This is a genomic window from Streptomyces sp. NPDC007991 (genome assembly GCF_042958445.1).
Lineage (GTDB): Bacteria > Actinomycetota > Actinomycetes > Streptomycetales > Streptomycetaceae > Streptomyces.
This window is the reverse complement of sequence record NZ_JBIBJD010000003.1, coordinates 16660-42779: the sequence shown is the minus strand read 5'-3', so window position 1 is coordinate 42779 and position 26120 is coordinate 16660. Positions and strand designations below refer to the sequence as shown.

Genomic DNA, 26120 nt, shown 5'->3' with positions numbered 1-26120 from the left:
CCCTGGGTCCGGACTGTCTGCGTTCTTGATGAAATTTGGTGAGCAGATGTGTTGACCCCTGTTCGAGTCCTCTTCTAGTTTGCGGGAGCCAACGAACCGCCGCTCTGTACGCGAGGTCTCGCGGAACACAACTGCTCAGAAGGGGACGTCGTGTCACGAAAGACTCACCGGGGGACAGCCGGTCTCGGAGCCCTGCTCGCCTGCGTCACGGCGTTCGGCGGAGCTCTCGCCTCCCCCGCCGCCGCCTCCCCCGCCGACCCGCCGCCCGTCAGCGACTTCAAGGGCGTCAACTGGGCCGATCCGCGCGACAACTTCGCCCACGACGCGGTCGTGCCCTCGGGCCTGTCCACGTCCGACAGCTACGCCACCACCTACGCCAAGTCCAAGGCGATCATCGGCGGATTCTCCAAGCTGGGCGCCAACACCGTCCGCCTCCCGGTCAACCCCACCTCGGTGAACGGCCCGTTCTGGAAGTCGTACCGGGGTGCGATCGACGCCGCCACCGCCAAGGGCTTCAAGGTCATCCTGGGCTACTGGGAGGCCGACAACGCCAAGGACGGCAAGATCGACAACCAGGCCTCCTGGGACCAGATGTGGGCGCGGATCACCTCCGCCTACGCCCGCAACTCCAAGGTGTACTTCGAGCCGATGAACGAGCCGTTCGGCTACACCGCCCAGGAGTGGACGGACATCGCCGCCAAGTGGGTGGCCTCCCACGGCAACGTGCCCCGCGACCGGATGGTGATCGGCGGGTACAAGTACAGCGAGGACGTCAAGCCGGTGTGCGCCGACCCGCGCCTGAAGGGCACGCGCCTGGCCCTGCACAACTACGGCTTCTGGCACACCGACTGGACCAGCGTCGACCAGTGGAAGCAGGACTTCAAGACGCGCATCGGCGACTGCGCCTCCCGCACGATCCTCGACGAGTTCGGCGCGTCCATGACGACCGGCCTGGACTACAACGGCCCCGTCAACGGCTCCAACGAGGTCGCCTACATCCAGGCCGCGACCGACACCATCCGCGAACTGGGCCTGGGCTCGGTGTACTGGCCCGGCCTGCGCAACGGTGACACCTACTCCCTCACCACGCTCCAGGGCACGGGCACGAACCTCAGCCTGACGGTGAACAACTCCAGCGGCCTGGACCGGCTGCACTACGCCTGGAACCAGTAAGCATGGTGGCCCTTCCGGGTCCGGCGCCGCTCGTCAGCCGGACCCGGAAGGGAGCTTTCAGGACGCCGAGGGCGTCCAGCCCGCGAGCCAGTCCGCGACCTCCTGGTTCGCGGCCTGCGCGTCGGTCAGATGCGGCCGGTTGGAGCTCGCCGAGCCCGCCCCCGCGCCGGTGTTCTTGTACTCGGCGAACCGGTCGTCCTTCCACGAGAAGCCGCTCATGTCGGTCCACGGCGTGGACTTGATCGCGGCACTCAGGCTGGTGTTGCGGACCGTGGTCTGCGGGTCGAGCGAGGCGTCACCGCCCGCGTGCCAGGGCCGGCCGAGGTAGAAGCTGCCGCCCGACACATCGCCGTTCACCGTGGAGTTGGCGATCAGGATGCCTTTGCGGTTCGCGGCGGTGCTCGGTGCGGTGATGTAACCGGCCGAGGTGCCGTCCCAGCGCTTCTTCAGCGTGATGACGGACCTGTCGACGACGGCCGTGGCCCGCCCGAAGATGAAGTCGACGTTGCCGATGACGTAGGAGTTGCTGACGTAGACCCGGCCCAGCCGGTCCTTGGCGGCGGTGTCGAGGAGCAGCGTGTCCTGGTCGCCGCTGACGATGATCCCGTCCAGGAACACCTTGTCGGCGGCGGTCCGCAGCGCGACGGCCTGGCGGTCCTTGAGGTTCTGGTTGGCCTTCTCGTCGAAGTCGTTGGAGATGGTCAGGTTGCGCGCCTGGAAGTCGTCGGCCTCGACGGCGACGGTGGCGCTGCCGCCCGTGCCGTACGTACCGCCGCCGGGCTTGGGCGTACCGGACGCGTTGTTGTAGACGATCGTCGTGTCCTTGCGGCTGCCGCCGGTGCCCTGGATCGTGACGTGCGGCTTGTTGGACGGCACCTTGACGAGCTCCCGGTACGTCCCGGGCTTGACGGCGATCACGACCCGCGACGGATTGTTCGCCGGCACGGCGTTCACGGCGGCCTGCACGGTGGTGTACTGCCCGCTGCCGTCCTTGGCGACGGTGAGGGTCGTCGCGGCGGCGGCCTTGGCGGAGGCGGTCGTACCGATGGAAGCGCGGGGCCCGGCACCGGACTTGAGGATCGACGGCAGGTCGGCGGCCTTGTCGAGGGAGTACGGATAGTACGTCTTCGGGTCGAAGGCGGTCCCGCCGCTCTCGTTGCGCCCGCTGGTGCCGGAGAAGGAGTTGCCGCGCTGGACGATGGTGGCGCCGCTGTCCTTGATGACGGGGTTCTTGATGCCCTGGAAGAGGGAGTTCTCCAGGACCATCTTCGTCGCGCCGCGCGAGTAGTTGCCGTACGACGACTTGATGTCCGTGCCCGGGGCGTCCTGAAGGAAATTGTTGTAGAGGTGCGCGTGGGCGGCGTTGTCGGTGGACGGGTTGCGCTGCTCGGTCTCGCGGAACCAGTTGTGGTGGATCGTGATGTCCGTCTTGACGTTCTCGGTCCAGCCGATGCCGAAGGTCTTGTTGTTGTCGCTCAGCTTGTTCCAGGAGACGGTGACGTTCGTGCTGTCCTTGCGGACGTCGATGAGCCCGTCGGCCATGTGCCGCAGATCGTTGTGATCGATCCACACATGGTGGGCACCGTCCATCTGAACGGCGTCGAAGTCATGGTCCTTGTCGTTCCAGATGCCCTGGTACGAGTCCCGGATGGTCAGATTCCGGATGATCACGTTGTGCACGCCCTGGCCGAGGAAGAACCCACCGCCGACGATGTGCCCGGAGGTCCCGGACCCGACGATGGTCTTGTCGGACTGCACCTTGATCTCTTTGCCGACCGGGTTCATGTTGATGGCGCCGGCGACGACGATGACGTACGGCTCGGTGGCCGTGGCGTACTTCTCCAGCTCGGCCTGCGTCTTCACGGTGACCGTCTTGCCGTCCCGGCCACCGTACGTCCCGTTCTGCCCGAGGGAGTTGACGGAGGCGAACCCGTCGGCGGTGTCGGCGGCCCAGGACGGAGCGGCGGCGGAGGCCTCCTGGGCGGTGGCCCCGAGGACGCCGAGGTCGGTGCCGTAGGCGAGGGTGCCGGCGGCGGTCAGGGCCAGCGGGACACCGACCGCCAGGGCCGTGCGGCTTCTGCGGTGCCGGGGCTTGCTGCGCAGCTCACTCATGCGGCGAATCCGTTCCGTGGGGGGGTGATCCGGGGGTGGGTTGCCGCTGGGGGTGGAAAGGTTGCCGGGTCTGAACACGATCGTGTGAAAGGGGTCGGAGGCCAGGGGCGCACCCTGCCGTGGTGTGGCTACAGTGGAGCCATGGCAGACAACACGACCATCCAGGTGTCCCGCCAGGCCCGGGACCATCTCGCGCAGGTGGCCAAGGAGCGGGGGGTGACCCTGGGGCAGCTTGTGGAGCAGTTGGCTTCGGAGCAGCCGACGGCGGCGCAGCTCGCGGAGCGCGTCGCGGCTGACCGGCAGGTCGTCCGGGACGTGATCGGTGTCGACATCAGTGACGAGGAGTTCGAGAAGGCACCCGACGTACTCGGCAACATCTACAAGATCGCCGCCGAGAAGGCCCGCGCGGCCCGGGGTCCGGCCGCGTGATCATTCTCGACACCGGTGCCGCCCGGGCGCTGGCCGACGGCCACAAGACGCTGAACCTCCTCGCCGGGAACATGGCGCGCACCCCGGGCGACTTCCTCCGGATTCCCGCGCTCTGCCTCATGCAGGCCGAGTCGGAGGACGAGGGTGCGGCAGGGCGGGTGCTCGCCTTCTCATCCGTCGTCGTCGACGACCTCACGACGGTTTCCGCAGTCACCGTCGGAACGATGGTCAGGGACGGCTACGGCGGCTCGGACAGGTGCCACGCCCTGTACTGTGCGCTGCCTCGCGCCGAGTTCACAGGGATGTCGATCCTGCTGACGGACCGGGAGGACGCATATCCGCCGGGAGTCGTCACGGTGGACATCGACTCCCCCGGGATGCTCGGCTTCCACTGACGGGTCACCTGTCGCCCCCGTGGATGCGCTCGCCCCGGCTGACCGCGACACGCAGCACGTCCCCTAGCGACTCCAAGGCCCTGCCCAACGCGAAACGCACGGCGCGTTCACCGGCCTCGGGGTCGCGGAGCACGGCCCCGGCACCGCCCAGGACCTGTTCGGCGGAGGCGAGCTGAGCGGCCTCGATGTCGTCGGCGAGCCGCGAGAGGAGGCTGTCCGGGTCGTCGGTGCTGAGGTAACAGGGTTTGCCGTCGGTGCCGGTCCAGGGGAGCAGCCTCATGCGAAGACCTCCACGGTGTCGAGGTACGGCCGTACGAGGGGGGTGTCCATCACCAAGGGCTCCTCCGGGGCGAGGGGGAGGGCACCGCGTGTCGGCGGGGATGGGGCCGATGTGGCTCGGTGACGCCCTCGGGCGGGCAGCAGGGTTCGTACGAGGAGCAGCAGGACCACTTCGCAGAGTTCGGCGATACGCAGGCGCACGGGAGCGTCCCTTCTCAGGGCAGGGGGCATGGGTGTGACGAGCGGTGATTACCGTTCGTGCCTTCATCGTCACTGGTCGCGCGTACGCTGCGGAAGGGGCCAGGTGTTGCCTGGCGCTCCAGGCAACAGTGAGGGGTGACGTGGGCGAAGTGGTTGACGGGGAGCGGGAGTCGGGGCGGACTGTGCTGGGACGAACTCTCCGGTTCCTCCGGGAGAAGGAGGGCAAGTCGCTGGGCCAGTTGGCTGACGAGACCGGGTACGACAAGAGCTATCTCAGCCGCCTGGAATCGGGAGAGCGGCTGTCCAAAATCGCGGTCATGGGGGACCTGGACAGCTATTACGGGTCCGGTGACCTATTGGTGGGCCTCTGGGCGTTGGCACGGCTCGACGCCTTCAAGAACAAGTACAAGAGGTTCATGGGACTTGAGGCGACGGCCCGGGTCATGCACAAGTACACGCCGAACGTGCCTGGTCTGCTGCAGACCGAGGAATTCGCCCGTGAGGTGTTGTCTGGCTCCCAGGCAACGGACCTTCAGGACACAGAGGCGGTCGAGGAACAGGTGGCCGCCCGCCTGGGACGGCAACTCCTGCTGCGCAGGCCTCCCATGCCAAACGTCCGTTTCATCATCGACGAGTTGGCCTTCCGCCGGCCCTCCGCTAGCCCGGAGGTGTGGCGCGGCCAGTTGCAGCACATCGAGGACGCGGCCCAGTGGCCCAACATCGCCGTCCAGGTGCTGCCGTTCTCCGCCGGCATTCACCCCTTCATGGCAAAGGGGTCACTCACCCTGCTGTGGCAGGAGGACGGCGGTGCCGTGGCCTACACGGAAGGTGACAGCAGCGGTCTGTTGATGGACGATCCAGAGGACGTTCTGCACCACCGTTTGTCCTACGATCTGCTGCGGGATCTGGCGCTGTCCCCGTCGGACTCGCTGACGTTCATCAGGGACCTACTGGAGGAGCACCGATCATGAAGCTCACCTGGCGTAAGTCCAGCTACAGCGACGGGGGCGACAACAACTGCCTGGAGGTCGCCGACAACTGCCCCGGCACAGTCCCCGTCCGCGACAGCAAGCAGCCGGACGGACCGATACTCGTGTTCGGCGCAAGCCCCTGGGCGTCCTTCCTCACGTACGTCACGAAGTAACCGTCAGGCCGGGTCGGGTCAGTCCGCCCACGACGGTTTCCAGACCTCTCCCTCGGTCAGCCGGGGGCGTGTCGCCAGCAGATGGTCGCGCAGGGCCGCCAGGCCGGGATGTGGATTGTCCGTCCGCCAGAGGAGGGAGTGCGGGTAGACCGGGGTCGGGTCGCGCACGGGGACGAGGCGCAGGTCGTGGTCGGCCGGCCAGACCAGCGGGGTCCGTTCGCTGAGGAAGGTCGCCAGGGTCGAGGAGGCCGCGACGGTGTCGAGGAGGGCCTCGATGCCGAAGTTGGGGCCGATCGTGTCGATGTCCGGGCCGAAGGTCTCGGCGAGTTCGTCGTAGTAGGCCGACCACTCCGTGCCGGGCGCGTTGCCCGGCATCCAGATCCGGTGTCCGGCCAGGTGCGCGGGTGTCACCGAGGTGGCTCGGAAGAACTCGTGGTCGGGTCCGACGCACAGGCGCAGCGGCTCGTCCAGGACGGGGACGGCCTCGACGCCGTCGGGGAGCCGGCGCCCGGGCATCGTGACCGCACGGAACGTCGCGTCGACGGCCCCGTCCCGGACGGCGGCCACGGCCGTGTCCGCGTCGAAGAGCGTGACGACGTCCAGGGCGATCTCCGGATGCGCCCGGTGGAAGTCCCGTACCAGTCCGGCCGTGGCGACCCGGCGCCCCACGACGTCCACCCGCAGCGCGCGTTCGCCGGGACGCACGGCCGTCACCGCCCGCTCCTCGGCCTGGAGCAGGGCCCGGGCGTGCGGCAGGAGCACCTGCCCGTCGATGGTGAGCTCCGCGCCGCGCGGCGTCCGCACCAGCAGCCGCACCCCCAGGTCCTTCTCCAGCGCGGCGATCCGCTTGGAGACCGCCTGCTGGGTGAGCGACAAGTCCACGGCGGCCTTCTGGAACTGCCCGGCATCGGCGATCGCGACGAAGGCACGTACGGCTTTGAGGTCCACGGCGACAGCCTTCCATCTCATGGACCGAGGACGCGCTGCAGGCCCGGCTCGACGTCCGGGGAGCTGATCCCGCCGTAGCCGAAGACGAATCCCGGGCGTACGGAACGGTTCGCGGCGACCTCCGCCAGGGTGTAGACCGCCACGCCGGACGCCCGGGCCCGGCGGGCGCGGTCCGCGAGGGCGTCGGGGTCGGCGAGGCTGCCTCGGGTGAACGCGGTCACGTGCAGGCCCGCGGCGGACGGCACCAGCTCGGACAGGTCCGCGAAGTGGTCGGTGAGCGCACGGGTGACGGCTTGGTGCCTGGTCGCGTACGTGTGCTGCATCCGGCGGATGTGCCGGGCGAGCAACCCGTCGTCGACGAAGCGGGCGAGCGCCGCCTGCGTGGGGATCGCCGTGTGCCAGTCGGCGGTGTACTTGGCGGTGCGCAGTGCTGTGCGCAGCGGGGCCGGCGCCACCAGGAAGCCGACGCGCAGGGAGGGCAGCATCACCTTGGAGAACGACCCCACATAGATGACGTGTCCGTCCCGGTCCAGACCGTGCAGTGTCTCGACCGGCCGCCCGCCGAACCGGAATTCGCTGTCGTAGTCGTCCTCGATCACTGCCGCGCCGTGCCGCCGCGCCCACCGCAGCAGCGCCGCTCTGCGCCGCAGGGACATCGGCATCCCGAGCGGGAACTGGTGGGCGGGGGTGACGTACACGGCGCGGGTGTCCGGCGGGATGGCGTCCACCAGCAGGCCCTCGGCGTCCACCGGTACGCCCGTGACCTCGGCGCCCTGCGCCAGGAACGGCAGCCTGGCCGGTGGGTAGCCGGGCTCTTCGACGGCCACCCGGTCGCCCGGTTCGAGCAGCACCCGCCCGATGAGGTCCAGGGCCTGCTGCGTGCCGGTGGTCACCAGCACGTCGTCCGGGCCGGTCCGCACGCCGCGGGAGAGTCCGATGTGCCGGGCGAGCGCGGTCCGCAGCCCGGGGTGGCCGGCCGGATCGCCGTACCCGACCGCCCCGTCCGCCGAAAGGCGCAGTTCCCGGGCGATCAGGGGACGCCAGGTGTCGTACGGGAAGAGCCGGGCATCTGGCAGACCGACCCGGAAGTCGTGGGCCGCCGTGGTCGGTCCCGTGAACTCCGGGCCCGCCCATGGGGACAGGCCCGCCCACAGGGCGCGGGGGCGCAGTCCCGAGGCGGTGGTGTCGGTGGCGGTCGCGGCCCCGTGCGGGGGCAGGCCCGTCGTACGCACATAGGTCCCGGAGCCGACCCTGCTCTCTGCGTAGCCCTCGGCGACGAGCCGTTCGTAGGCGACGCCGACGGTGTTGCGGGCCACCTCCAGGCGGCGGGCCAGCTCCCGGGTCGGGGGCAGCGGGTCGCCGGGCCGCAGCAGTCCGTCGTGGATCGCGGTGCGCAGCCGGCGGTAGATCTGGCCCGACAGGTCGCGCCGCCCGTCGAGCCTGATGTGCACGTCCATCCCGGCTCACCGCTCCTTCCGCTCGGCCGTGTTGGCTGTCCGAACAGCAACTGGCTCAATCAGTTGGCAGGTTATTGGCTCTGGGGCTGAACCGCTGTGCGAAATTACGCTCCAGCCATGGACATACGACGACTTGACCGCCAGGCGCTGTTACTGACCGGGGAGATGGTCTCCCGGGTGAAGACCGACCACTTGAGGCTGGCGACGCCGTGCGCGGACTGGACCCTGTACGGCCTGCTGCGCCATCTGGTCAGCCAGAACGAGGGGTTCACCACCTCCGCCCGCGGCGCGGGCGAGCCGTGGGCCGTATGGCGCGACGGCGACCTCGGTGACGACCCGGCCGCAGCGTACGAGGCGTCGGTGGAGGAGGTCACCGCGGCGTTCGCGGAGGACGACGTGCTGGAGCGGCGGTTCGCGCTGCCGGAGGTGGGCGAGGGCTTCGCCGTCCCCGGACGGATCGCGATCGGCTTCCACCTGCTCGACTACGTGGTGCACGCCTGGGACGTCGCGGTGACCATCGGCGTCCCGTGGGAGCCCGCCGCCGAACTCACCACCGCCGCGCTGCGCGTCGCCGCCCTGGTCCCGGACGAGGGCCGCGGGGCCGGTGCCGCGTTCCGCCGACGGATGGCCGTCCCCGACGACGCCCCGCCGGGCGAGAGGCTGCTCGCCCTGCTCGGCCGCGACCCGTCCTGGACGCCGGCGCCGTGCTGAGGAGCCGCTGGTGCCCGGGTCCGGCCGGGGGCCGACTCGGCGACCGCGCCGCGGCGCGTGGCGTCGACAGCGGCGCGCGCGGCCGCCCGAGCGGCCCGCTGCTCGTCAGCGTCACCGACTTCACCAGCGACACGTACCGCGACCTGCCCGGCATCGCGCGTCGCGGTTTCGCGCTGCGGCGCCGCTGGCCGCATCTCGACGGAGCCGTCGGCATGTGGTTGTGGACCATCCCCTCGGCCCGGCGCTGCGGGTCGGTCGCGGTGTGGACCGGGCAGCGGGCCCTGGCGGAGTTCGTACGCCTGCCGGAGCATGTCGCGATCATGAACCGGTACCGTCGGCGAGGCACGACCAGGTCGGTGATCCTGGAGTACGAGAGCCTCGACACGGCGCGGATCCGGCGGGACGCGGAGGCATGGCTGATGTCGGACGATCACCGCCGTGACGCGGGGGAGACGCCACGGCGGATGACCTGACCACGGCTTCTCAGCTCAGGGGCCGGGATCGACAGGCGCCCGCGCCACCCGCCGGCCGCAAGCCGCCGGCCCGTCGCCGCAACGGCTCCACCGCCCCCAGCACCCCCACCAGCACGGCCACGCCCAGCACCACCGCCCACCGGTCGTGTGCCGCCGCCCACCGGTCGTCCTCCACCGGTACGAACAGCGCCCACCGCCCGGGCCAGAGAAAAATGGCCAGTACCGCCGAGGTCAGCAGACCGGCCGCGACCCGCGTGCCGGGCCGCGTGGCCTCGCTGCAGCGCACCGCGACCGCCGCGCCGGCCACCGCCAGGGCGAACGCCGCCCCGGCCTCCAGCGTGATGTCGGCGACCGGTGGCCGTAGCTCCGGCGGCACGAGCAGCAGTGCTGCCGTCCACCAGGCCGCCGTGGCGGGGACGACGAGGGCGACCCGCAGCGCGATCCGGGCCGGGCGCGGGACCGGCACGGTGGCCGTGGTGTGCCGGGCCGGGTCGTCCAGGAGGAAGACCAGGCCCAGCGCGAAGGCCAGGACGGCGGCGCGCAGCAGCTGCAGGGAGAGGCGTTCGCCCGTCTCGCCGGTGATCCGGGTGAGCGCCGCGAGCAGCAGGCCCGCGCCCCCTGCCGTACCGACCACGCCCAGGGGGAGGGTCCGGCAGACCGGGAGGAGCAACTCCCGTGTCAGTCGAGGCACTTGTCGTCCCCCTCGGGCGAGCGCACGCCCAGCAGCCGCGCCGCCCGGGCCGCCGTCACCTTCGGTTCGGTCAGTTCGGCCCAGTGGGACTTCACGCGCGCGGTGACCTCGCCGCGGGGCCGGTCCAGCAGGGCGCGCAGGACCTCCGTCTGCGCGGCCGTCATGTACATCCCGTCGGTCGGCTGGAGCACGAAGTCCGAGCCGGTCACCGTGTCGTTGAGGCGGACGCGGCGCAGCACCGCCATCGGGTCGGACTCCCAGCCCAGGGCCAGCCACATGACGGTCACCATGCGGCCGTCGCACATCGACGTCGACGCCTTCTCGTTCCCCGCGACCAGCACACCGGCCACGGCCGCCGAGAACTCGGGGACGCGGTTCCCGCCCCACCGGGTGCGCACGGTCACCTCGTGCGGCCGCTCCAGAGGCATCAGCGCACTGTCGCCGGAGAGCCCGTAGCGGGCCTCGATCCGCTGCCGTACGACGACGTCCTGGTCGTGCGCGCTGCCCCCGGCCAGCGACCGCACCCGGTGCACGACCCCGGCCCAGTCCGCGACCCGCGGGCCCCACTCGGGGAACGCGCAGTACGCCGAACCGTCCCGCCGGACGCAGGTCTGCACCTGCTCCGGGTTCACCGTGGCCCGCTCCCGGGCCTTGACCAGCTGGGGCGAGTCGCCGCCGGCCTGGGCGACGCCGCCCACCAGCGTCATGGCCACCGCCCCGGCGACCCCGGCCAGCACCACCGGCCTACGGCCACCGGCGGCCAGCACCGCCACCAGGCCCGCGCACAGCGCCAGCCCGGCCAGATACAGCGCGTGCCAGGCGGCGGGGCGGCCGATGAGGTCGGACGGCAGTGTGATTGCGGCCGGCTCCAGGACCACCGGCATGAACCACCGGGTCGCACCGTCGCCCATACCCGTACCGAAGAGGGACAGGAGGAGGAAGAACACCACCGTCAGCGGGGCGGCGAGGGCCGACCGCACCAGCTGCGTCATGAGCAGCCCGGCCAGCCCGGCCAGCAGCACGGTCAGCGGCCCCACCAGCAGTTCCCCGACCGAACCGTGCCCGATCGCCCCGGGCCTGAGCGCCTCCCGGCCGAACTGCCCGGCCACGCACACGGCGGTGAGCAGGGCCGCGGCCACGACCGACAGGGCATGGGCGACCGTACGCCGCCACGGTGGCAGGACCAGCACCGCGAAGTGCGCTTCCGTCCCGTACCGCCGCGAGCGCAGCGCGGCGCGGTTGACGGCCAGCAGGACCGCGAGGCCGACCAGCATCGGCGCGCTCTGGGTGGCGCGGTCGGCGTCCTGGAGGGCCGGGTAGCCGTCCCAGGCCTTGCCGCCGCGCCACACGGTCCAGCCGATGTACACGACGAAGGCGATGATCACCGGCAGCCTCGTCAGCAGCCGGCGGGTCTCGAACAGGGCGAGGGTGAGGACGGCGGCCCGCGTCCCGCCCGGCTCGGCCGCCACCGTCGCCCGGACCGGCTTCGCCACGACCGCGGTCATGCCGTCACCTCCGCGGCGTCACCGTCGAGGGTGAGCAGGTAGCCGTCCTCCAGGGTGGGTTCGAGCAGCTCCGCGCCGTCCGGCGGATCCCCCACGTTCCGGAAGGATCCGGTCCCCGTGCGCCACCCCGCCCTGGCGTCCGGATCGCGTTCCGTGCTGCTCCACACCCGTCCGGCGGCCCGGGCCGTCAGCTCGGCTGGAGTGCCCTCGAACCGGACCCGGCCGCCGGCCATGACCAGCACCCGGTGACAGAGCATCGCCACGTCCTCCGTCTGGTGGGTGGACAGCAGCACCGTGCGCCCTTCCCCGGCCCCGGCGATCAACTCCCGGAACCGCATGCGCTGTTCGGGGTCCAGCCCGACGGTGGGCTCGTCCAGCACCAGGAAGCCGGGATCACCGACCAGGGCGGCGCCCAGGGCGACCCGCTGCCGCATGCCGCCGGACAGCTTGCGGATGCGCTTGCCCCGCACGTCGGCGAGCCCCACCTCGTCGAGCACGCGCCGCACCTCGCGATGCCGGGCGGCCCGGTCGGTCATCTCCTTGAGGATCGCCACGTAGTCGACGAACTCGAAGGCGGTGAAGTCCGGGTGGAACCCAGGCGTCTGCGGCAGATAGCCCAGCCGGCGCCGTACCTCCTGCCTGCCCCGCGCGGTGCCGGGGTCGTGCCCGAGCACGGTGAAGGCGCCCCGGTCGGCGGGCAGGGCCGTGGCGAGGACCCGCAGCAGCGTGGTCTTGCCGGCGCCGTTGGGGCCGAGCAGCCCGGTGACGCCGCCGGTCAGCCGCAGCGACACGTCGTCGAGGGCCCGGGTCCCGCCGTAGCGGAGGCTGAGCCCGGAGGCGGACACGGTCACAGTCATACGGCACGTCCCTGGAAGAGGTCGAAGCGGTCACGGAACAGGAAGAGCAGCGCGGCGGCGAGCGCGGCGACCAGGGCGGCGATGCCCTGCCCGGCGACGGTGAACGGCGCGAGCGGCACCTCGGGGCCGGCCCGCAGGGCTTCGGCCAGCACCAGCAGGCCGATCCACGCCCCGCCGGCCAGCGAGGGCGCGAGCACCGGCCCCAGCCGGGGCGTCAGCGCCAGCCCGGTCGCGGTGAGCGCGAGCGCGGGCAGCAGCCAGGCCAGCGCCCGCAGCCCGTACGCGGGCAGCGCGAGCGTCGCCAGGCCGTTCAGCCCCAGCACCACGCCCAGCACGGCCACCGTCCGGATCATCAGCAGCCGGAACCCGTGCATCGGCGCGACGACGGCCATCTCGTGCGTCGGATCCAGCGCGGGCCCGTACGACAGCGCCACCCCCGCGAGCGGCAGCAGCGGCGCGAGCGCGAGGAACAGCGTGGGGAACTGCCCGCCCCGCACGGCGTGCCCCGCCGCGACGCTCAGCAGCAGCACGGCGACGACGGCCCCCAGCCACGACCGGCGCAGCACCGGCGCCGCCGCCAGCAGCCGCGCGGTGTGCCCGGCCACCCCGGCCCGGACCAGCAGTGACTCCAGCAGCCCCGCCCGGGGCGCGTCGAGCTCGGCGTCGAGCCGCTCCCACCCCGCCTCCAGCGCGACGGGATCGCTCACCTCGGCGAGCACGCCCCGGCACGCGGCGCAGGCGCCCAGGTGGGCGTCGGCGGACCACAGGGCCGGTGCCGCCAGCTCGCCGCGCGCGTAGGCGCGCAGATCCTCTTCCGGCACGTGCCAGCTCATGCCAACGCCTCCCGCAACTGCTTGCGGGCCCGCATCGCCCGCGTCTTGACCGTCCCCGGCGGAATCCCCAGCAGCACGGCGGCCTCCCGGGTCGACAGCCCGTCGATGACGGTCGCCTGCAACACCGCCCGCAGCTCCGGCGACAGCCGGACCAGCGCGCCCGCGAGGTCCCCGTGCTCCACCCCCGCGAGCACGCGCTCCTCCGCCGACACCTCGTCCCGGTGCCGCAGCCGCGCCAGCGCCTGCCGCAGCCGCCCCCGCGCCCCGTCACCGCGCAGCGCGTCCACCAGCCGCCGTGACCCGATACGCCACAGCCACCCGGCCACATCGCCCTCCTCCCGGTAGCGGGCCTTGCCCCGCCACACCGCGAGGAACGTCTCCTGTACGACATCGTCGACGACGCCCGGATCGGCGCACCGGCCCCGCAGCCGGGCGCGGAGCCACGGCGCGTACCGCCGGTACAGCTCCTCGAAGGCGCCCCGGTCGGCGTCCGCGGCGACGGCCCGCAGCAGCTCCCCGTCGCTTCTCGTTTCGCTCACGTCTCCTCATCGGACCGCCCGGCTGGAACGGTTCACGAAAACACGCTTGGCTTTCGTGCCGCTCACCGCGTCCACAGCCTGTGGACGGCCCGCACATGGCCGGATCGCCCTCTCCGGCACCCCCGCGAGCCGCCCCGCGCTATCCCACACGTCATGTCGCCGTAACCATCGATTCAGACGGGCTTGCGAGGCTCGGCCAATGACTCCCGCCGCGCCAGAGCCTTCACCGCCCCCAGAGGGGCCTGTGAGGAACGGGACCACTCATGTGACGCCCCCGCTCCCGCCCGCGCTGTCCGACGCGCCCGTGATGCTGGCGGCGCGGAACAATGGGGCCATGAGCCAGCCGAACACCCAGGCACAGGTCCAGCACGCGCAGCCCTCCGTGGGCTCCATCGCGGCCCACCGCCCGCACACCATCGCGGCGGCCGTCTCCGACCTCGAACCCGACATCGACGCCGACCTCGACGCGTACGAGGAGTCGCAGGTCGACGGCGTCCAGCTGCCGCAGGGACGCTTCCTCGACCGGGAGCGCAGCTGGCTCGCGTTCAACGAACGGGTCCTCGAACTCGCCGAGGACCCGAACACACCCCTGCTGGAGCGGGCCAACTTCCTCGCGATCTTCGCCAGCAACCTGGACGAGTTCTTCATGGTCCGGGTCGCCGGTCTGAAGCGCCGTATCGCCACCGGCGTGGCCACCCGCTCCGCCTCCGGCCTCCAGCCGCGCGAGGTGCTGGAGATGATCTGGGCCCGCTCCCGCGAGCTCATGGCCCGGCACGCCGCCTGCTACCACGAGGACGTCGCCCCCGCACTCGCGGAGGAGGGCATCCACCTGGTCCGCTGGAGCGAGCTGCAGGAGAAGGAGCAGGCCCGCCTGTTCACCCTGTTCCGGCACCAGATCTTCCCCGTGCTGACCCCGCTGGCGGTCGACCCGGCCCACCCCTTCCCGTACATCTCCGGCCTGTCCCTGAACCTGGCCGTCGTCGTACGGAACCCGGTCACGGGCCACAAGCACTTCGCCCGCGTGAAGGTGCCGCCGCTGCTGTCCCGCTTCCTGGAGAGCTCCCCGGGCCGCTACGTCCCCATCGAGGACGTCATCGCCGCCCACCTGGAAGAGCTGTTCCCGGGCATGGAGGTGCTGGAGCACCACGCCTTCCGCCTCACCAGGAACGAGGACCTGGAGGTCGAGGAGGACGACGCGGAGAACCTGCTCCAGGCCCTGGAGAAGGAACTCATGCGGCGCCGCTTCGGGCCGCCGGTGCGCCTGGAGGTCGAGGAGTCCATCGACCGCGAGGTCCTGGACCTGCTGGTGCGCGAGCTGAAGATCAGCGAGGCCGAGGTGTACCCGTTGCCGGGCCCCCTGGACCTCACGGGCCTGTTCCGGATCGCCTCCCTGGACCGGCCGGAGCTGAAGTACCGCAAGTTCGTCGCCGGCACCCACCGCGACCTCGCCGAGGTCGAGTCGGCGTCCGCGCCGGACATCTTCGCCGCCCTGCGCGAGCGGGACGTCCTGCTGCACCACCCGTACGACTCGTTCTCCACCTCCGTGCAGGCCTTCCTGGAGCAGGCGGCCGGCGACCCGGACGTCCTCGCGATCAAGCAGACCCTGTACCGGACCTCGGGCGACTCGCCCATAGTCGACGCCCTCATCGAGGCCGCCGAGACCGGCAAGCAGGTCCTCGTCCTGGTCGAGATCAAGGCCCGCTTCGACGAGCACGCCAACATCAAGTGGGCGCGCAAGCTGGAGGAGGCCGGCTGCCACGTGGTCTACGGCCTGGTCGGCCTGAAGACCCACTGCAAGCTGTCCCTGGTGGTCCGCCAGGAGGGCGAGACGCTCCGCCGCTACAGCCACGTCGGCACCGGCAACTACCACCCGAAGACCGCCCGCCTCTACGAGGACCTCGGCCTGCTCACGGCCGACCCGCAGGTCGGCGCGGACCTCTCGGACCTCTTCAACCGCCTCTCCGGCTACTCCCGCCGCGAGACCTACCGCCGGCTGCTCGTCGCCCCCAAGTCACTGCGCGACGGCCTGGTCTCGCGGATCACCAAGGAGATCCAGCACCACCGTGCCGGACGGCCCGCGTACGTCCGTATCAAGGTCAACTCGATGGTCGACGAGGCCGTCATCGACGCCTGCTACCGCGCCGCCCAGGCGGGCGTACCGGTGGACGTGTGGGTGCGCGGCATCTGCGCCCTGCGCCCGGGTGTGGCGGGCCTGTCGGAGAACATCCGGGTCCGCTCCATCCTCGGCCGCTTCCTCGAACACTCCCGTGTCTTCGCCTTCGGCAACGGCGGCGAGCCCGAGATCTGGTTCGGCAGCGCCGACATGATGCACCGCAACCTCGACCGCCGGATAGAGGCCCTGGTCCGGGTCACCGACCCGGCCCACCGGGCGGCCCTGAACCGGCTGCTGGAGACCGGTATGTCCGACGCCACCGCCTCCTGGCACCTCGGCCCGGACGGCGACTGGACCCGGCATGCGACCGACGCGGACGGCCAGCCCCTGCGCAACGTCCAGGAGATGCTCATAGACGCCCGGAGGCGCCGGCGTGGCACAGCGACACCTTGAACCGACGGGCCCCCTGGCCGGGCCCGCCCCCACCGGGGACACCCTCGCGGGTTACCTGCGGGCCCAGGCCACGGAGTTCCTCCGCGCGCTGCGCCTGCACCGGGAGACCGGTTCCGGGGCGAACGGCTCGGAGGGGTCCGTCGAGGCGGCCCGCGCACTGCGCCGCTCGGCCCGCCGCATCAGCGCCAGCCTGCACACGTTCCAGCCCCTCCTCGACACCGACTGGTGCGAGGCCATGCGCCCCGAACTGGCCTGGGTCTCGGGCACGCTGGCGATGGAACACGCGTACACGTCCCGCCTGGAACGCCTGCTGAACGCCTTGCACCGCTTGTCGGGCTCCGACCGAGCCGCGGGCACGCATGCGGACGCAGCCGCGGGCGCGCGGGGCGACCTGGCCGCGGGCACGCGCGCGGACGCAGCCGCGGGCAGCCGTGCCGACGTAGCCGCGGGCAGCCGTACCGCTGGGGCGGCGCCCGTCCCGACGAGAGCGGCACCCCGCGACGCCGGGCCGCGCAACCCCCCGCCCCCGGCACAAGAACGCAGCAACCTGACCGTCGGAGCAGCAAAAGCAGGCGCCCTGCTCGACCGCCAGCTGAACCTCGCCCGCACCCGAGCCCACTCCACCGCCCTCCAAGCCCTCGGCTCCAGCCGCTTCCACGCCATCGCGGACAAGGTCGCCGTCCTGGCCAGCGAAGTCCCCCTCACCCCGGCCGCGGCCACCGCAGACCTCCGCCCCCTCGCCACCGCCGCGAAGGACCGCCTCACCGACGCCGTGACCGCGCTCCCCCTCGTCACCGCCGGCCACCCGTACAACGCCGCCGCCCTCATCCACGGCCTCTCCCCTGACACGGTCCCGCATCCGCAGGACGCCCCCTGGCACCAGGTCCGCCTGCTCCTGCGCCTGCACCGCTACGCCCGCGAAGCCGTCAGCGGCCCGAAGGGCAACGCCGTCGTCGACCTGCGCCTGCTCTCCGCCGGCCAGGCCCTGAACCGCCACCGCGACGCCTCGGAGGCGGCGGCAGCGGCGGCCCAGGCGGCGCGTACCCCCCGGATCGCCCCGGCCACGGCCTACGCCCTCGGCGTGCTCCACGCCGACCAGCGGCACGAGGTCGAGGCCGCGCGCTTCGCCTTCCAGCAGGCCTGGCAGAAGGAAAAGGAAGCGGTGAGCACCCGGTGAGTTCGATTTCCGGCCCCGCAGACCCCACCGTGCGGGCGGCCGGCTGCGTCCTGTGGCGCCGCTCCCCCGCCACCGGCGAGCTGGAGCTCTGCCTCGTGCACCGGCCGAAGTACGACGACTGGTCCTGGCCGAAGGGCAAGCTGAAGCGGGACGAGGAGCCGCTCGCCGGCGCCTTGCGCGAGGTGGCGGAGGAGACGGGCTGCCGGGCCGAGCCGGGCGCCGAGCTGCCCACCCAGCGCTACCGGGCGGACGGCCGCCCCAAGCAGGTCCGCTACTGGGCGGCCGAGGCGGTCTCCTGCGCGTTCTCCCCGACGGACGAGGTGGACCGCGTGCTGTGGCTGACACCTGTCGCCGCCCGCGCCCGCCTCACCCAGCCCCACGACCGTCCCCTGGTCGACGCCCTGCTCGACATACTGGATCCGCCGCAACAGGCCGGAGAAGCGGACTGAACCCCTCAGGTCCGGAAAGCGGAACCCCCACGCGCTCTCCCCGTAAGCGTTCCGTGACCTAACCACACCGTCGGCAGGGGTTCACCCCTCGTTCATGTCCGGCCATCGGCGCCTTCATCTGATCTGTCTAATTTCGGCCGTACCAGATGCGAGCCGCGCCTGCCGTGCGCGGCCTCGTCCAGCGACACCCACACTTCGCACGCCGCCGATCAGGACGGCGGCTCCTGGAAGGAACTCAAGTGAAGCTTCAGCGCATGAACCGGCGGGCCCTCGCTCTCGGTGCTCTCGCCGTCTCCGGCGCCCTGGCCCTCACGGCGTGCGGCTCCGACGAGACCGGCACCGCGGGCGGAGACTCCTCCAACGCCGCCGCGCCGAGCAACATCAAGTGTGACGACGCCTCGGGCCAGGTGCTCTCCGACGGCTCCTCCGCGCAGAAGAACGCGGTCGACGCGTGGGTCAAGCAGTTCTCGGCGGCCTGCAAGGTGGAGATCAACTACAAGGCCGGCGGTTCCGGTGCCGGTGTCACCGCCTTCACGCAGGGCCAGGTGCCCTGGGCCGGTTCGGACTCGGCGCTGAAGCCCGAGGAGGTCGCGGCCTCCAAGAAGATCTGCTCCGGCGGCCAGGGCATCAACCTGCCGATGGTCGGCGGCCCGATCGCCGTCGGCTACAACGTCCCGGGCGTCGACAAGCTCGTCCTGGACTCGTCGACGATCGCCAAGATCTTCGACAGCAAGATCACCAACTGGAACGACCCGGCGATCGCGAAGCTGAACCCCGGCGCCAAGCTGCCCAACCTCAAGATCCAGGCGTTCCACCGCTCGGACGAGTCCGGCACCACGGACAACTTCACCAAGTACCTGATCGCCACCGCCAAGAAGGACTTCCCCTACGAGGGCGGCAAGGCCTGGCAGGCCAAGGGCGGCCAGTCCGCTCCGCAGTCCTCCGGAGTCGCCGCGCAGGTCAAGCAGACCGCCGGCGCGATCGGCTACTTCGAGCTGTCGTACGCCAAGGACGGAATCAAGACCGTCGCCATCGACACCGGCGCCGCCAAGCCGGTCGAGGCGACCGTCGACAACGCCACCAAGGCGATCGCGGAGGCCAAGGTCGTCGGCACCGGCAAGGACCTCGCGCTGCAGCTGAACTACGGGACCAAGGCCGAGGGCGCCTACCCGATGGTCCTGGTGACCTACGAGATCGTCTGCGACAAGGGCAACAAGGCCGAGACGCTGCCCGCGGTCAAGGCGTTCCTGCGCTACGCGGCCTCGGAGGACGGCCAGAAGATCCTCGCCCAGAACGACTACGCGCCCATGCCCGAAGAGATCATCACCAAGGTTCGCACGACCGTCGACAGCCTGAGCTGACCTGAGTGCGGTCCGGTCCCCCAGCGGGACCGGACCGCACCGTCCGGTGCACCGCCGCCAAGGGCCGCACGGCACGTGCGGTTCCGCAGACCGGAGAACCCGATGGACACAACACAGATAGCTGACGCACCTCCCCCCACGCAGCCGCCCACGGCCGAGCAGAAGCGCGCGGCCCGTGGCGCCACCCGACCCGGCGACCGGATCTTCCTCGGCCTCTCGCGTGGTTCCGGCATTCTGCTGCTGGTGATCATGGCCGCGATCGCGGTCTTCCTCACCTACCGCGCCGTCCTCGCCATCAGCAAGGACGACGGCAACTTCCTGACCACCTTCCAGTGGAACACCGGCGTCAACCCGCCGGTCTTCGGCATCGCGGTCCTGGCCTACGGCACGATCGTCTCCTCGATCATCGCCATGGTCATCGCGGTCCCGGTCTCGGTCGCCATCGCACTGTTCCTCACGCACTACGCCCCGCGCCGGCTGCGCGGCCCCATCGCGTACGTGATCGACCTGCTCGCCGCCGTACCGTCCATCGTCTACGGCCTGTGGGGCGCCCTCGTCCTCGTCCCGCACATGAACGGCCTCTACGGCTGGCTGAACGACTACCTCGGCTGGACCGGCGTCTTCTCCTGGCAGGGCGGCGCCGCACGCTCCATGCTCACCGTGGGCATCCTGCTCGCGATCATGATCCTGCCGATCATCACGAACGTGAGCCGCGAGGTCTTCCGCCAGGTCCCGCAGATGCACGAGGAGGCCGCCCTGGCGCTCGGCGCCACCCGCTGGGAGGTGATCCGCATGGCGGTCATCCCCTTCGGCCGCTCCGGTGTCATCTCGGCCTCCATGCTCGGCCTCGGCCGCGCCCTCGGCGAGACGATGGCCGTCGCCACCGTGCTCTCGCCCGACTTCCTGATCCACACCAGCCTGCTGGACCCGGGCGGTGGCACCTTCGCCCAGAACATCGCCAGCAAGTTCAGCGAGGCCACCGAGTTCGGCCGTGACGCGCTGATCGCCTCCGGCCTGGTCCTGTTCGTCATCACCCTGCTGGTCAACGGCGCGGCCCGCGCGATCATCGCCCGCCGCAAGGAGTACTCGGGGGCCAACGCATGAGCACCGCACCCACCCTCGCCGGCAAGCGCCCCAGCACCCTGCGCGGCGGCCATCTGCCCAAGTGGGCCCCGTGGGCCATCGCCGCCGGATCCGTCGCCGCCGGACTCGGCGTCAGTGCCGCCGCCGGCCTGCACAGCAGCGTCCAGTGGGCGCTCATCGCCGCGATCCTGCACGTCCTCGGTACGTATGTCATCGCGTCGCTGGTCGAGAACCGCCGCCAGGCCAAGGACCGCGTGGTCACCTCACTGGTGTGGGTCGCGTTCCTGCTCGCCGTGGTGCCGCTGGCATCGCTGGTGTGGTCGACCGTCCAGCGCGGCGTGAAGGTCCTCGACCTCTACTTCCTGACCCACTCCATGGGCGTGGTCGCCGACTCCGAGACGGGCGGCGGCATCTACCACGCCATTCTCGGCACGCTGGAGCAGGTCGGCCTCGCCACGCTGATCGCCGCGCCGGTCGGCGTGCTCACCGCGATCTACCTGGTGGAGTACGGGCGCGGCAACCTCGCCCGGGCCGTCACCTTCTTCGTCGACGTCATGACGGGCATCCCGTCGATCGTCGCCGGCCTGTTCATCCTCAGCCTCATGCTGATGTTCGACATGGAGCCCTTCGGCTTCGCCGGGTCACTCGCCCTCGCGATCCTGATGATGCCCGTGGTCGTCCGCTCCACGGAGGAGATGCTCAAGCTCGTACCGAACGAGCTGCGCGAAGCCTCTCTCGCGCTCGGCGTACCCAAGTGGCGCACCATCCTGAAGGTGGTCCTGCCGACCTCGCTCGGCGGCATCACCACCGGCATCATGCTGGCCATCGCCCGCATCGCCGGTGAGACCGCGCCCGTGCTGCTGCTGGTGTTCGGCAGCAAGTTCATCAACGCCAACCCCTTCGACGGCGCGCAGGCGTCGCTCCCGCTGTACATCTACCAGCAGTACGGATCGGGCGAGGTCACGGCGTACGACCGCGCCTGGGCGGCGTCGCTCACCCTGATCGCCTTCGTGATGATCCTGAACCTGGTGGCCCGCGGGATCGCCCGCTGGAAGGCCCCGAAGACCGGTCGCTGAACTGTCAATGTGCGGCTACCGCCGCGCGGGCCCCACAGCGACCCCCAGACTTTCGGAAGTGAAGTAGAGACATGGCCAAGCGAATCGACGTAAGCGGACTGACCGCCTACTACGGCTCCCACAAGGCGATCGAGGACATCTCGATGACCGTCGAGCCCCGCTCGGTGACGGCGTTCATCGGCCCGTCCGGATGCGGCAAGTCGACGTTCCTGCGCACCCTGAACCGTATGCACGAGGTGACGTCCGGCGGCCGGGTCGAGGGCAAGGTGCTCCTCGACGACGAGGACCTCTACGGCACGGGCATCGACCCGGTGTCCGTGCGCCGTGAGGTCGGCATGGTGTTCCAGCGGCCGAACCCGTTCCCCACGATGTCGATCTTCGACAACGTGGCGGCGGGCCTGCGCCTCAACGGCAGCTACAAGAAGAGCGAGCTGAGCGACATCGTTGAGAAGTCGCTCAAGGGCGCGAACCTCTGGAACGAGGTCAAGGACCGCCTGAACAAGCCCGGCTCGGGCCTCTCCGGCGGTCAGCAGCAGCGTCTGTGCATCGCGCGGGCGATCGCGGTCGAGCCGAACGTCCTGCTCATGGACGAGCCCTGCTCGGCCCTGGACCCGATCTCCACCCTCGCCATCGAGGACCTGATCGGCGAACTGAAGGAACGGTTCACGATCGTCATCGTCACGCACAACATGCAGCAGGCCGCGCGCGTCTCCGACCGCACGGCGTTCTTCAACCTCGCGGCGGTCGGCCAGCCCGGCAAGCTCATCGAGATCGACGACACGGAGCGCATCTTCTCCAACCCGTCGGTCCAGGCCACGGAGGACTACATCTCCGGCCGCTTCGGCTGATCCGCCCCTCGCCGAGACCCCTCGCGGTGCTGCATGGCGGTGCCACCGCGAGGCCGAAAAGGGCCCGCCCCTACTCCCAGGGGCGGGCCCGTTCGTGTTGCTGAGCTGCGGGCATACGTGCCGCCAGGGCCACCTACAGGAACGCCAGACTCACGATCCCGTACGAGGCCGCGGCCACGATCGCCGCCGCCGGCATCGTGATGAACCACCCCAGGATGATGTTCTTGGCGACCCCCCACCGCACGGCGTTCACCCGCTTCGTCGCCCCGACCCCCATGATCGCCGAGGTGATGACGTGCGTCGTGGAGATCGGCGCCTTGAACAGGAACGCCGTGGCGAACATGATCGACGCCCCCGTCGTCTCCGCCGCGAACCCCTGCGGCGGGTCCAGCTCGATGATCTTCCGTCCCAGTGTCCGCATGATCCGCCACCCGCCGGCGTACGTGCCCAGCGACAGCATCACCGCGCAGGCTATCTTCACCCACACCGGAATCGGATCGCCGTAGTCCTCGACATCCGCGATGACCAGCGCCATCACCACGATGCCCATCGTCTTCTGTGCGTCCTGCAGACCGTGCCCCAGCGCCATTCCGGCCGCCGATACGGTCTGCGCTATCCGGAACCCCCGCTTGGCCTTGTGCGGGTTGGCCTTCCGGAAGATCCACATGATCGCGGTCATCACCAGATAGCCGGCCACCAGACCGACCACCGGGGAGACGAACATGGGGATGACGACCTTGTCCAGCACCCCGCTCCAGTAGACCGTCGTCCCGCCGGCCAGCGCGGCACCGACCATCCCGCCGAACAGCGCGTGCGAGGAGGACGAGGGCAGCCCGAAGTACCAGGTGATGAGGTTCCAGACGATCGCCCCGACCAGCGCGGCGAACAGGATCCCCATCCCCTTCGAACCGGTCGGTGTCTGGATCAGGCCCTCGCTGACGGTCTTGGCGACCCCGGAGCCCATGAACGCACCGGCGAGGTTCATCACCGCGGCCATGGCCAGCGCGGCCCTCGGCGTCAGGGCACGCGTCGACACGGACGTGGCGATCGCGTTCGCCGAGTCGTGGAAACCGTTGGTGTACGTGAAGAACAGCGCGACCGCGATGGTCACGACCAGAGCAAAGGTGTCCATGAAGGGCTCAGGACTCCTTGACGGCGATGGTCTCCACCGTGTTCGCCACGTGCTCGAACGCGTCCGCCGCTTCCTCCAGCACGTCCACGATCTGCTTGAGCTTGAGGACCTCGATGGCGTCGTACTTGCCGTTGAAGAGGTGCGCGAGCAGCTTGCGGTGGATCTGGTCGGCCTGGTTCTCCAGCCGGTTGACCTCGATCCAGTACTCGGTGAGGTTCTCCATCGTCCGCAGATGCGGCATCGCTTCGGCCGTCAGTTCGGCAGCGCGCGCCAGCACCTCGATCTGCTGCTCGACGCCCTTGGGCAGTTCCTCGACGTTGTAGAGGACGACCAGGTCGACGGCCTCCTCCATGAAGTCCATGATGTCGTCGAGGGAAGAGGCGAGGGAGTAGATGTCCTCGCGGTCGAACGGCGTGATGAACGAGGAGTTCAGCTGGTGGAAGATCGCGTGCGTGGCGTCGTCACCCGCGTGTTCCGCTGCCCTCATACGCTCTGCGATCTCGGCCCGGGCGGAAGAGTCCGCCCCGAGCAGTTCCATCAGGAGTTTCGAGCCCGTGACGATGTTGTCCGCGGATGCGGCGAACATGTCGTAGAAGCTCGTCTCCCTGGGGGTCAGACGAAAGCGCACGTGGGGTCCTCGGCTTGCTTCGGTTTCGGTCAGGCTGATGCTAGGCGCATCATTCGGCCACGGCTATCGGGCCGCCCACCAGTGTCGCCCATCGGGCACAGTGATGAGCACGGGGGCGGTCCAAGGGCCGTATACCCCGCAAAGTTCGGTACCATATACCCACTAGGGGTATATGTCGGCGCACCGCCCGCATATGTCGGCACACAGCCCACCAGGAGGACGCGATGACCGACGTGACCGACGTTACGAATGCCGGGGATGTCACGGATGTCACCGCGGGAGCAGACGTCGTGACCGACCACGACCGGGGCGTGCACGGGTACCACAAGCAGAAGGACGAGCACCTCAAGCGCCTGCGCCGCATCGAGGGGCAGATCCGCGGCCTGCAGCGGATGGTCGACGAGGACGTCTACTGCATCGACATACTCACGCAGGTCTCCGCCTCCACCAAGGCCCTGCAGTCCTTCGCCCTGCAACTGCTGGAGGAGCACCTGCGGCACTGCGTCGCCGACGCCGCAAGCAAGGGCGGTGACGAGATCGACGCGAAGGTGAAGGAAGCGACGCAGGCGATCGCCCGCATGCTGCGGACATGAGCCGGACTCAGTCCGCGCGGGCGCCCCGCTCCTCGGCCACTTTCAGCACCTCGTCGATGCTCTCCAGGCTGAGCCGCTCCTCGTCGGCGGCCGACGCCGCGATGATCAGCTCCCCGCACAGCTCGATCTCGGCGAGGGCCACGTGGTCCTGAACTGCCGTACCGCCGACCGGAGCCACGTGCATCACCTCGTCTCTGCCGTTACCGACTTCCTAGAGTAGGGAGCGGCCTACACACCGCGCATGGCACGGACGGGCTAGTTCGCGCCGGTCAGTCCTCGGCGATCCTGCCCGCGAAGATGTCGTCGGTGTCCGGCAGCCGGACGCGCGCCGAGGCCCCGAAATCGTAGAGCAACGTGGTCGAGGCGACGGCCACGGGGCTCTTCTGCCCGCCCACGAAACTGAACCGGTGCCGGACCTTGCGGATCCGGCCCTCGTCGTCGAGGTAGACGTCGAACGGCACTTCGGCCGTGGCGAACCCTCTCACCGCCGCGCTCAGGGACGCCTTGTTGCCCTCGGAGGCCTTCTCCGCGGCGGCGCCGAGATCCGCCGTGCCCCGGTAGTGCCGCACGCCGGTACCCGCGACCTCGGTCCGGCCCACGAACGTCGCGGACCGCGCCCCGCGCAGCACCTCGGCCGCCGCGAACGGATCGGTGGCCCCGCCGGTGACGAGGTTCCCGTCCGACAGGGTCCGCGTCTCCACCCGCACCCACTTGTCCGCGGGCACACCGGCGCCCCGGTTCTTCATGAAGAGGGCTCCCGGCGCGAGCAGTTCGGTGATGGGCCGGCGCTCGGTGGCCCCCGCGGGATCCTGCGGCAGCAGGACCTTCAGCTGCCCCATCCGCTTGCGGTAGTCGTAGACCCCCGCGCCCCTGATGGTCACCCGGGTCCCGCCGGCGGCCATCTCCATCGACGTACGGGCCTTGGAACTCCCCGCCTCCACCAGCCGGTCCGCGGCCCGGTGCAGCACGAGCACTGCGTCCCCGCCCCGGGCGTCGCCGGCCACCGCGTCACCGCCCGCGCATCCTCCGGCCCCCAGCCCCACCCCGGCCATGACGCCGACCGCGACGAGCGCCGCACCCGTCCGCCTGTGCCGCCGTTCCCGCTGCCGCCCAGTCATCGCCTGCCTACCCCCAGCCGGTACGTCCGTCACGGGCCCCCTTGTTGTTCCGGTTAACGACCGGTAGGTGCCCCCGTCACGCGAGCCCTCCACAGCTGGCATACGAAGCCTTTACCCGGGCTGGGTACCGTGGTCGCCGTGGCGCAGCAGGACGGGCCGGCACCTCCCCCCCACCTCCCGGAACACCGCACGACGACACAGGACAAGGGCCGCTTCTGCATGGCCCACTGCACCTGCGGCTGGCGCGGCCCGGCCAGACGGGCGAGAAGCCAGGCACGCACGGACGCGGAGAACCACCGGGCCGACTGAGCCCGCCATGGAACCCGCACCCTCACCACCCCG

Annotated in this window: 30 protein-coding genes; 16 read left to right on the top strand and 14 right to left on the bottom strand. The window is 70.7% G+C overall.

Going from position 1 to position 26120, the window contains the following annotated elements; translation table 11 throughout:
• Window positions 1-150: 150 nt before the first annotated feature.
• On the top strand, window positions 151-1173 hold the full coding sequence (locus tag ACFZDA_RS08565; RefSeq protein WP_391076968.1) for a cellulase family glycosylhydrolase: 1023 nt from the start codon (window positions 151-153) through the stop codon (window positions 1171-1173).
• Window positions 1174-1230: 57 nt separating this feature from the next.
• On the opposite strand, the gene ACFZDA_RS08560 is transcribed toward ACFZDA_RS08565, so the two are convergent.
• Complete coding sequence (locus ACFZDA_RS08560; RefSeq protein ID WP_391076965.1) at window positions 1231-3285, bottom strand: pectinesterase family protein; 2055 nt, start codon at window positions 3283-3285, stop codon at window positions 1231-1233.
• Between the two features lie 141 nt (window positions 3286-3426).
• Between ACFZDA_RS08560 and ACFZDA_RS08555 the strand changes: the two genes are divergently transcribed.
• Both ACFZDA_RS08555 and ACFZDA_RS08550 read left to right on the top strand, forming a co-directional pair.
• The gene (locus ACFZDA_RS08555; protein WP_391076962.1) at window positions 3427-3714 is read left to right on the top strand and encodes a hypothetical protein; all 288 of its coding nucleotides are present in this window, start codon (window positions 3427-3429) and stop codon (window positions 3712-3714) included.
• Window positions 3711-4109, top strand: a complete 399-nt coding sequence (locus ACFZDA_RS08550; RefSeq protein ID WP_391076959.1) for a hypothetical protein — start codon at window positions 3711-3713, stop codon at window positions 4107-4109. The genes ACFZDA_RS08555 and ACFZDA_RS08550 overlap by 4 nt, the downstream gene beginning before the upstream one ends.
• A gap of 4 nt (window positions 4110-4113) precedes the next feature.
• Here ACFZDA_RS08550 and ACFZDA_RS08545 read toward each other — a convergent pair whose 3' ends face one another.
• Entirely contained in the window at window positions 4114-4389 is a 276-nt protein-coding gene (locus ACFZDA_RS08545; protein WP_391076956.1) for a hypothetical protein, read from the bottom strand.
• The gene (locus ACFZDA_RS08540) at window positions 4386-4589 is read right to left on the bottom strand and encodes a hypothetical protein (protein WP_391076954.1); all 204 of its coding nucleotides are present in this window, start codon (window positions 4587-4589) and stop codon (window positions 4386-4388) included. Before ACFZDA_RS08540 ends, ACFZDA_RS08545 begins: the two co-directional genes overlap by 4 nt.
• A gap of 140 nt (window positions 4590-4729) precedes the next feature.
• Between ACFZDA_RS08540 and ACFZDA_RS08535 the strand changes: the two genes are divergently transcribed.
• Together ACFZDA_RS08535 and ACFZDA_RS08530 are read left to right on the top strand one after the other, a co-directional pair.
• Window positions 4730-5560: a Scr1 family TA system antitoxin-like transcriptional regulator gene (locus tag ACFZDA_RS08535; protein WP_391076951.1), complete on the top strand. Its 831-nt coding sequence runs from the start codon at window positions 4730-4732 to the stop codon at window positions 5558-5560.
• Window positions 5557-5733: a DUF397 domain-containing protein gene (locus ACFZDA_RS08530; protein ID WP_391076949.1), complete on the top strand. Its 177-nt coding sequence runs from the start codon at window positions 5557-5559 to the stop codon at window positions 5731-5733. Before ACFZDA_RS08535 ends, ACFZDA_RS08530 begins: the two co-directional genes overlap by 4 nt.
• Before the next feature lie 18 nt (window positions 5734-5751).
• On the opposite strand, the gene ACFZDA_RS08525 is transcribed toward ACFZDA_RS08530, so the two are convergent.
• Entirely contained in the window at window positions 5752-6681 is a 930-nt protein-coding gene (locus ACFZDA_RS08525) for a LysR family transcriptional regulator (RefSeq protein WP_391078527.1), read from the bottom strand.
• Window positions 6682-6698: 17 nt separating this feature from the next.
• Window positions 6699-8138, bottom strand: a complete 1440-nt coding sequence (locus ACFZDA_RS08520; RefSeq protein WP_391076946.1) for an aminotransferase class I/II-fold pyridoxal phosphate-dependent enzyme — start codon at window positions 8136-8138, stop codon at window positions 6699-6701.
• Window positions 8139-8255: 117 nt separating this feature from the next.
• Between ACFZDA_RS08520 and ACFZDA_RS08515 the strand changes: the two genes are divergently transcribed.
• Together ACFZDA_RS08515 and ACFZDA_RS08510 are read left to right on the top strand one after the other, a co-directional pair.
• Window positions 8256-8849: a TIGR03086 family metal-binding protein gene (locus ACFZDA_RS08515; protein ID WP_391076943.1), complete on the top strand. Its 594-nt coding sequence runs from the start codon at window positions 8256-8258 to the stop codon at window positions 8847-8849.
• Window positions 8843-9322 carry a hypothetical protein gene (locus ACFZDA_RS08510; RefSeq protein WP_391076940.1) on the top strand — a complete coding sequence of 160 codons (480 nt, stop codon included), beginning with the start codon at window positions 8843-8845 and terminating at the stop codon, window positions 9320-9322. Before ACFZDA_RS08515 ends, ACFZDA_RS08510 begins: the two co-directional genes overlap by 7 nt.
• A 10-nt stretch (window positions 9323-9332) precedes the next feature.
• Here ACFZDA_RS08510 and ACFZDA_RS08505 read toward each other — a convergent pair whose 3' ends face one another.
• Genes ACFZDA_RS08505 through ACFZDA_RS08485 form a run of 5 tightly spaced genes read right to left on the bottom strand, consistent with a single transcriptional unit; the run spans window position 9333 to window position 13747 of the window.
• The gene (locus ACFZDA_RS08505; RefSeq protein WP_391076938.1) at window positions 9333-10013 is read right to left on the bottom strand and encodes an ABC transporter; all 681 of its coding nucleotides are present in this window, start codon (window positions 10011-10013) and stop codon (window positions 9333-9335) included.
• Complete coding sequence (locus ACFZDA_RS08500) at window positions 10001-11518, bottom strand: ABC transporter permease (RefSeq protein WP_391076937.1); 1518 nt, start codon at window positions 11516-11518, stop codon at window positions 10001-10003. Before ACFZDA_RS08500 ends, ACFZDA_RS08505 begins: the two co-directional genes overlap by 13 nt.
• On the bottom strand, window positions 11515-12375 hold the full coding sequence (locus ACFZDA_RS08495) for an ATP-binding cassette domain-containing protein (protein WP_391076934.1): 861 nt from the start codon (window positions 12373-12375) through the stop codon (window positions 11515-11517). The genes ACFZDA_RS08500 and ACFZDA_RS08495 overlap by 4 nt, the downstream gene beginning before the upstream one ends.
• Window positions 12372-13208 carry a zf-HC2 domain-containing protein gene (locus ACFZDA_RS08490; protein WP_391076931.1) on the bottom strand — a complete coding sequence of 279 codons (837 nt, stop codon included), beginning with the start codon at window positions 13206-13208 and terminating at the stop codon, window positions 12372-12374. Before ACFZDA_RS08490 ends, ACFZDA_RS08495 begins: the two co-directional genes overlap by 4 nt.
• Window positions 13205-13747, bottom strand: a complete 543-nt coding sequence (locus ACFZDA_RS08485; RefSeq protein WP_391076929.1) for a sigma-70 family RNA polymerase sigma factor — start codon at window positions 13745-13747, stop codon at window positions 13205-13207. The genes ACFZDA_RS08490 and ACFZDA_RS08485 overlap by 4 nt, the downstream gene beginning before the upstream one ends.
• A 199-nt stretch (window positions 13748-13946) precedes the next feature.
• On the opposite strand from ACFZDA_RS08485, the gene ACFZDA_RS08480 reads away from it, so the two are divergent.
• From ACFZDA_RS08480 to pstB, 7 genes are all read left to right on the top strand, one after another.
• On the top strand, window positions 13947-16313 hold the full coding sequence (locus tag ACFZDA_RS08480) for an RNA degradosome polyphosphate kinase (RefSeq protein WP_391076926.1): 2367 nt from the start codon (window positions 13947-13949) through the stop codon (window positions 16311-16313).
• Window positions 16294-17490, top strand: coding sequence for a CHAD domain-containing protein (locus ACFZDA_RS08475; protein WP_391076923.1), 1197 nt, complete (start codon window positions 16294-16296; stop codon window positions 17488-17490). Before ACFZDA_RS08480 ends, ACFZDA_RS08475 begins: the two co-directional genes overlap by 20 nt.
• Window positions 17487-17939 (top strand): NUDIX domain-containing protein, encoded by a 453-nt coding sequence (locus ACFZDA_RS08470; RefSeq protein WP_391076921.1) that lies wholly within the window; start codon window positions 17487-17489, stop codon window positions 17937-17939. The genes ACFZDA_RS08475 and ACFZDA_RS08470 overlap by 4 nt, the downstream gene beginning before the upstream one ends.
• Before the next feature lie 239 nt (window positions 17940-18178).
• Entirely contained in the window at window positions 18179-19300 is a 1122-nt protein-coding gene (gene pstS / locus ACFZDA_RS08465; RefSeq protein WP_391076918.1) for a phosphate ABC transporter substrate-binding protein PstS, read from the top strand.
• 102 nt (window positions 19301-19402) lie between these two features.
• The gene (gene pstC, locus ACFZDA_RS08460) at window positions 19403-20404 is read left to right on the top strand and encodes a phosphate ABC transporter permease subunit PstC (protein ID WP_391076915.1); all 1002 of its coding nucleotides are present in this window, start codon (window positions 19403-19405) and stop codon (window positions 20402-20404) included.
• Complete coding sequence (pstA, locus tag ACFZDA_RS08455; protein WP_391076911.1) at window positions 20401-21459, top strand: phosphate ABC transporter permease PstA; 1059 nt, start codon at window positions 20401-20403, stop codon at window positions 21457-21459. Before pstC ends, pstA begins: the two co-directional genes overlap by 4 nt.
• Before the next feature lie 71 nt (window positions 21460-21530).
• Window positions 21531-22307, top strand: coding sequence for a phosphate ABC transporter ATP-binding protein PstB (gene pstB, locus ACFZDA_RS08450; protein WP_391076908.1), 777 nt, complete (start codon window positions 21531-21533; stop codon window positions 22305-22307).
• A gap of 133 nt (window positions 22308-22440) precedes the next feature.
• Here the strand turns inward: pstB and ACFZDA_RS08445 are convergent, their stop codons facing one another.
• The gene (locus tag ACFZDA_RS08445) at window positions 22441-23439 is read right to left on the bottom strand and encodes an inorganic phosphate transporter (RefSeq protein WP_391076905.1); all 999 of its coding nucleotides are present in this window, start codon (window positions 23437-23439) and stop codon (window positions 22441-22443) included.
• Window positions 23440-23446: 7 nt separating this feature from the next.
• Entirely contained in the window at window positions 23447-24067 is a 621-nt protein-coding gene (locus tag ACFZDA_RS08440) for a DUF47 domain-containing protein (RefSeq protein ID WP_189204381.1), read from the bottom strand.
• Between the two features lie 224 nt (window positions 24068-24291).
• Between ACFZDA_RS08440 and ACFZDA_RS08435 the strand changes: the two genes are divergently transcribed.
• On the top strand, window positions 24292-24660 hold the full coding sequence (locus ACFZDA_RS08435) for a metal-sensing transcriptional repressor (protein WP_391076902.1): 369 nt from the start codon (window positions 24292-24294) through the stop codon (window positions 24658-24660).
• A 7-nt stretch (window positions 24661-24667) separates the two neighbouring features.
• Here the strand turns inward: ACFZDA_RS08435 and ACFZDA_RS08430 are convergent, their stop codons facing one another.
• Both ACFZDA_RS08430 and ACFZDA_RS08425 read right to left on the bottom strand, forming a co-directional pair.
• A complete protein-coding gene (locus ACFZDA_RS08430) occupies window positions 24668-24844 on the bottom strand; it encodes a hypothetical protein (RefSeq protein ID WP_391076900.1) in 177 nt (58 codons plus the stop codon).
• 85 nt (window positions 24845-24929) lie between these two features.
• Window positions 24930-25778 (bottom strand): hypothetical protein, encoded by an 849-nt coding sequence (locus ACFZDA_RS08425; protein ID WP_391076897.1) that lies wholly within the window; start codon window positions 25776-25778, stop codon window positions 24930-24932.
• Window positions 25779-25916: 138 nt separating this feature from the next.
• On the opposite strand from ACFZDA_RS08425, the gene ACFZDA_RS08420 reads away from it, so the two are divergent.
• Window positions 25917-26087 carry a hypothetical protein gene (locus ACFZDA_RS08420; protein WP_391076894.1) on the top strand — a complete coding sequence of 57 codons (171 nt, stop codon included), beginning with the start codon at window positions 25917-25919 and terminating at the stop codon, window positions 26085-26087.
• Window positions 26088-26120: the final 33 nt, after the last annotated feature.

Bases quoted from the DNA above. Each gene is read 5' to 3' on its own strand.
- ACFZDA_RS08425 (WP_391076897.1), bottom strand. From the start codon at position 25,778: ATGACTGGGCGGCAGCGGGAACGGCGGCACAGGCGGACGGGTGCGGCG.
- pstC (WP_391076915.1), top strand. From the start codon at position 19,403: ATGGACACAACACAGATAGCTGACGCACCTCCCCCCACGCAGCCGCCC.
- ACFZDA_RS08520 (WP_391076946.1), bottom strand. From the start codon at position 8,138: ATGGACGTGCACATCAGGCTCGACGGGCGGCGCGACCTGTCGGGCCAG.
- ACFZDA_RS08560 (WP_391076965.1), bottom strand. From the start codon at position 3,285: ATGAGTGAGCTGCGCAGCAAGCCCCGGCACCGCAGAAGCCGCACGGCC.
- ACFZDA_RS08445 (WP_391076905.1), bottom strand. From the start codon at position 23,439: ATGGACACCTTTGCTCTGGTCGTGACCATCGCGGTCGCGCTGTTCTTC.
- ACFZDA_RS08545 (WP_391076956.1), bottom strand. From the start codon at position 4,389: ATGAGGCTGCTCCCCTGGACCGGCACCGACGGCAAACCCTGTTACCTC.
- ACFZDA_RS08430 (WP_391076900.1), bottom strand. From the start codon at position 24,844: ATGCACGTGGCTCCGGTCGGCGGTACGGCAGTTCAGGACCACGTGGCC.
- ACFZDA_RS08515 (WP_391076943.1), top strand. From the start codon at position 8,256: ATGGACATACGACGACTTGACCGCCAGGCGCTGTTACTGACCGGGGAG.
- pstA (WP_391076911.1), top strand. From the start codon at position 20,401: ATGAGCACCGCACCCACCCTCGCCGGCAAGCGCCCCAGCACCCTGCGC.
- pstB (WP_391076908.1), top strand. From the start codon at position 21,531: ATGGCCAAGCGAATCGACGTAAGCGGACTGACCGCCTACTACGGCTCC.
- ACFZDA_RS08495 (WP_391076934.1), bottom strand. From the start codon at position 12,375: ATGACTGTGACCGTGTCCGCCTCCGGGCTCAGCCTCCGCTACGGCGGG.
- ACFZDA_RS08555 (WP_391076962.1), top strand. From the start codon at position 3,427: ATGGCAGACAACACGACCATCCAGGTGTCCCGCCAGGCCCGGGACCAT.
- ACFZDA_RS08530 (WP_391076949.1), top strand. From the start codon at position 5,557: ATGAAGCTCACCTGGCGTAAGTCCAGCTACAGCGACGGGGGCGACAAC.
- ACFZDA_RS08435 (WP_391076902.1), top strand. From the start codon at position 24,292: ATGACCGACGTGACCGACGTTACGAATGCCGGGGATGTCACGGATGTC.
- ACFZDA_RS08480 (WP_391076926.1), top strand. From the start codon at position 13,947: ATGACTCCCGCCGCGCCAGAGCCTTCACCGCCCCCAGAGGGGCCTGTG.
- ACFZDA_RS08500 (WP_391076937.1), bottom strand. From the start codon at position 11,518: ATGACCGCGGTCGTGGCGAAGCCGGTCCGGGCGACGGTGGCGGCCGAG.
- ACFZDA_RS08490 (WP_391076931.1), bottom strand. From the start codon at position 13,208: ATGAGCTGGCACGTGCCGGAAGAGGATCTGCGCGCCTACGCGCGCGGC.